At 39.5% G+C, this 4,389-nt stretch carries 3 protein-coding genes, 5 tRNA genes and 1 rRNA gene; 8 read left to right on the top strand and 1 reads right to left on the bottom strand.

The window, feature by feature from the left end; genetic code table 11:
* The first annotated feature begins 39 nt into the window (after positions 1–39).
* The 4 genes from PR795_RS17995 (at position 40) to birA (ending at position 2,444) form a co-directional block, all read left to right on the top strand.
* A tRNA-Thr gene (locus PR795_RS17995) sits at positions 40–115 on the top strand.
* A gap of 29 nt (positions 116–144) precedes the next feature.
* Positions 145–260: ribosomal RNA gene (gene rrf, locus PR795_RS18000) — 5S ribosomal RNA — on the top strand.
* Between the two features lie 175 nt (positions 261–435).
* Positions 436–1,470 carry a UDP-N-acetylmuramate dehydrogenase gene (gene murB, locus PR795_RS18005; protein WP_006663521.1) on the top strand — a complete coding sequence of 345 codons (1,035 nt, stop codon included), beginning with the start codon at positions 436–438 and terminating at the stop codon, positions 1,468–1,470.
* The gene (birA, locus tag PR795_RS18010) at positions 1,467–2,444 is read left to right on the top strand and encodes a bifunctional biotin--[acetyl-CoA-carboxylase] ligase/biotin operon repressor BirA (protein WP_036963972.1); all 978 of its coding nucleotides are present in this window, start codon (positions 1,467–1,469) and stop codon (positions 2,442–2,444) included. Before murB ends, birA begins: the two co-directional genes overlap by 4 nt.
* Before the next feature lie 38 nt (positions 2,445–2,482).
* Here birA and coaA read toward each other — a convergent pair whose 3' ends face one another.
* Positions 2,483–3,433 (bottom strand): type I pantothenate kinase, encoded by a 951-nt coding sequence (gene coaA, locus PR795_RS18015; RefSeq protein ID WP_006663523.1) that lies wholly within the window; start codon positions 3,431–3,433, stop codon positions 2,483–2,485.
* 427 nt (positions 3,434–3,860) lie between these two features.
* Here coaA and PR795_RS18020 point away from each other — a divergent pair.
* The 4 genes from PR795_RS18020 to PR795_RS18035 all read left to right on the top strand — a co-directional run bounded on the left by PR795_RS18020 (position 3,861) and on the right by PR795_RS18035 (position 4,265).
* A tRNA-Thr gene (locus tag PR795_RS18020) sits at positions 3,861–3,936 on the top strand.
* Positions 3,937–3,951: 15 nt separating this feature from the next.
* Positions 3,952–4,036: transfer RNA gene (locus PR795_RS18025), tRNA-Tyr, on the top strand.
* A gap of 72 nt (positions 4,037–4,108) precedes the next feature.
* Positions 4,109–4,183: transfer RNA gene (locus PR795_RS18030), tRNA-Gly, on the top strand.
* 6 nt (positions 4,184–4,189) lie between these two features.
* Positions 4,190–4,265, top strand: a tRNA-Thr gene (locus tag PR795_RS18035).
* Positions 4,266–4,389: the final 124 nt, after the last annotated feature.

Here is a 4,389-nt window from a genome sequence, read left to right on the forward strand (position 1 = left end):
TTTTAAGGTTGTGTCAGTACTGACTGACCGCACCATATTGCTGATATGGCTCAGTTGGTAGAGCACACCCTTGGTAAGGGTGAGGTCCCCAGTTCGAATCTGGGTATCAGCACCATGAATACTAAAATAATTTAAAAGAATTTACCTAGCGGCAATAGCGCGGTGGTCCCACCTGACCCCATGCCGAACTCAGTAGTGAAACGCCGTAGCGCCGATGGTAGTGTGGGGTCTCCCCATGTGAGAGTAGGGAACTGCTAGGTTTTAAATATAAGAAGCCACCCAATGGGTGGCTTTTTGCTATCTATCGATTTGTATTTTTGAAAATTCTTCTCAGTTTCTTACTTCTCATATTATTTCCATCTACATGCTATTCACTGCTAGGTCAGGCTGATAGACTTATAAAATCTTAGATCTTATTTGAAAATGAAGGTAGCAATGAACCTGACCGCCGAACTCAAATCGCTTAATAGCTTCGGTATTGACGCCAAAGCTATTAAAGTGAACATTGTACAAAGCGCTGATGCTCTGTACCAACAGTGGACAACAGCAAAAAATGACAATCTTCCTGTACTGTTATTAGGCGGGGGAAGCAATGTGTTATTTATTGAAGATTTTGACGGTGTGGTCATTGTAAACAGAATTAAAGGTATCGAAATTACTGATTCTGCAGATGCTTGGCATGTACATGCATATGCAGGGGAAAATTGGCATCAGCTACTTGAAACATTGCTTCATAAGGGAATATATGGCGCAGAAAACTTAGCGCTGATCCCTGGATGCGTAGGCTCTGCACCGATACAAAATATTGGAGCTTATGGGTTAGAGCTAAAAGATGTTTGTGAGTATGTGGATATCCTCTGCTTGGATACAGGTAGGATCACTCGTATCCCTGCGGAAGAATGCAATTTTGGGTATCGAGATAGTATTTTTAAACATGAATATCAGCATTCTCATGCGATTATCAGCGTTGGGTTAATCTTTTCTAAGCAATGGTCACCAAAGCTAGCCTATGGAGATTTAGCTAAGCTCGATCCTAACACTGTAACGCCTTCAGATGTGTTTGAGACGGTATGTGAGACTCGCAGAAGTAAATTACCTGATCCCGCTGTAACAGGTAATGCTGGTAGCTTCTTTAAAAACCCAGTCGTATCTGCTGAACTCGCAGAGACAATCAAAGCTAGTTACCCTAATTGCCCTCAATATGTTCAGGCTGATGGAAATGTAAAATTAGCAGCAGGTTGGTTGATTGACCAGTGTGGCTTAAAAGGCTACCAATTAGGCGGTGCAGCAGTTCATACTCAACAAGCATTAGTGTTGATAAATAAACATAATGCGACGGGAAAGGATATTGTAGAGCTTGCTAAATATGTAAGTAATACAGTTGCACAACGTTTCGATATTTTCTTAGAACCAGAAGTTCGATTCATTGGGCGTCAAGGCGAATTGAATGCAGTGGACTGTATACGATGAAAGAAATGAGTATTCCATTACAAATTATTGATATTTTAGCGGATGGGCAGATTCATTCAGGCGAACAGCTGGGTGAACGCTTAGGAATGACGAGAGCGGCAATTAATAAACATATTAAAACATTGCGCTCATGGGGTCTTGATATCCAAACTATCACGAGTAAAGGCTATCAGCTTCCTATGCAGATCAATTTGTTAAATAAACAGTGTATTGAGAAGTATGTTACTGGCACCCAGATTATTGTCGAACCCGTTATTGATTCTACTAACCAATATATGCTGGATAGGATCCCTCATTTGCAATCAGGAGATACTTGTTTAGCAGAGTATCAAAGTGCAGGGCGAGGTCGCCGCGGTCGTCAGTGGATTTCACCATTTGGATGTAACTTATATCTTTCAACTTATTGGAAATTAGAGCAAGGTCCCGCTGCGGCAATTGGATTGAGTTTAGTGGTTGGAATTGTGATTGCTGAAACTTTAAATAAGTTATGCGGAAATAAGGTCAAAGTTAAATGGCCTAATGACCTCTATATGAATGATAAAAAGCTAGCAGGAATCCTGGTTGAGCTAACAGGCAAAACAGGGGATGCAGCACATATTATTATTGGTATTGGTATCAATATTGGTATGAATAAAAGTATTATTAAAAAAGATGAAACAATTAATCAAGCTTGGTCTGCTTTAACTGATGAAGTTGAAAATATTGAAAGAAACGAATTAGCTGGCAATATTATCAACGCATTAAAAAAATCATTATTAATATTTGAAAAGCAGGGATTAAAGCCATTTTTGTCTCGTTGGTTTGAATTAGACAACTTTTTAGAAAGAAATGTTAAGTTATTGATTGGAAATGATATTATTGTTGGTGTCGAAAAGGGAATTAATGAGCAAGGGGCGTTATTATTGCAAAAAGAAAATGGAGAAATTATTCCCTATATTGGCGGTGAAATATCATTAAGATCAAATGAAAATTAGTTAAATAGGCCGGTATTAACCGTAACCGGCCTTATCAATTATTTCCGTAGTCTTACATTTTGAATAGAGTGATTCTCACCTTTCGTCATGATTAAACTTGCGCGTTCTTTTGTTGGCAAGATATTCTCTTCAAGGTTTAAACCATTAATTTCATCCCAAATTGAACTGGCTACATTCACCGCTTCTTCTTCACTGAGTTTAGAGTAATTGTGAAAGTATGAATCAGGATCGGAAAACGCACCTTGTCTAAATTTCAAAAATCGCCCGATATACCATTGTTTTAGTAGTTGAGGGTTCGCATCAACATAGATAGAAAAATCAACAAAATCTGACACGAAAACATGATGGGGATCTTGAGGGTAGTCCATATCGCTCTGTAGAACGTTTAGCCCTTCTAAAATTAAAATATCGGGTTGATCAATAATTTGTTGCTGGTCAGGAACAATATCATAGGTCAAATGTGAATAAACGGGAGCGGCAACATGACGAGCTCCTGATTTTATCTGAGAAACGAAGTTGACCAATTTGCGCATATCGTAAGACTCGGGAAAGCCTTTCTTTTTCATTATATCTTTGTCACGTAAAACTTGGTTTGGATATAAAAATCCATCCGTCGTGATCAGATCGACTTTCCTGTGTTCAGGCCAACGCGTTAATAATGCTTGTAGTAAACGGGCCGTCGTACTTTTTCCTACAGCGACGCTGCCAGCTATGCCAATAATGTAAGGAACCTTCGCGCCATTAGTTCCTAAAAATTGTTCTAACACAGCCTGACGGCGTAAATTAGAGCTGATATAAAAATTCAGCAAACGGGATAAAGGAAGATAAATTTCGATGACATCATCCATGGATAGTTCTTCATTGATACCTTTAAGCTCAAGAAGCTCACTAGATGATAGCGTTAGAGGAACGGAATCACGCAAAGTGGCCCAATGTTCTCTATCAAACTCTAAATATGGTGTTGTCATAAAATTTTCTTTCTGTTTCATAAACCAACATCTGCCTATTTTGTGCAGGTTGGACAGGTTGCCTAAACACCCATATCCATAAAATTTGGTAGCATCATAGCGAGTGAAGAGGGGGAGGCGTAGGATTTTTTGTGTTTTATGTGAATTTTTTTTGACGTATGCAAAAAAAAAGCACATTTTTGTTGAAAAACTAAACGATCAAAAAAGAAGAAAAACTGTGATAGTGGATAAAAAACTCGCAATCAACGAAATGAAACTCAACAGTGAAGCTTTACTCCCCAGATTATAATGGATTATAGTTAATGGCTGTTGTTGATGTTTTAATCTTAAAACAGATAAAAAATCAACAAAATCGCAAAAAGTGAATAAAATATGAGCAAATGAACAAAAAATTAAATTTTTTTGTTGCAACATGCGCTCAGTCTTCCTAGAATGCGCAGCACTTGATGCCGGCATAGCTCAGTTGGTAGAGCAACTGACTTGTAATCAGTAGGTCCCGAGTTCGACTCTTGGTGCCGGCACCATTAAAAATTTGGATAGGTGGGATACCCAAGCGGCCAAAGGGAGCAGACTGTAAATCTGCCGTCACAGACTTCGAAGGTTCGAATCCTTCTCCCACCACCATCTCCAAAAAGCTTCTGTGAGCTTTACGGAAAAACAGTTTAACAGCTGATAACTCAGGTAGCCGAGTTCATTGCGGGCATCGTATAATGGCTATTACCTCAGCCTTCCAAGCTGATGATGCGGGTTCGATTCCCGCTGCCCGCTCCAAGATGTGCTGATATAGCTCAGTTGGTAGAGCACACCCTTGGTAAGGGTGAGGTCGGCAGTTCGAATCTGCCTATCAGCACCACTTCCCCGATGTTCTCAATTATCTCCTGATTTGTCTCCTGTAAAGAAAGAATACAAGCGAATTTAATCCTTGCTTGGTTGATGTGGTTTAACCACCGATTCCGTGTCTTAGAGGGACAATCTAA

The sequence above is a fragment of the Providencia sp. PROV209 genome (assembly GCF_028479485.1).
GTDB classification, from domain to species: domain Bacteria; phylum Pseudomonadota; class Gammaproteobacteria; order Enterobacterales; family Enterobacteriaceae; genus Providencia; species Providencia alcalifaciens.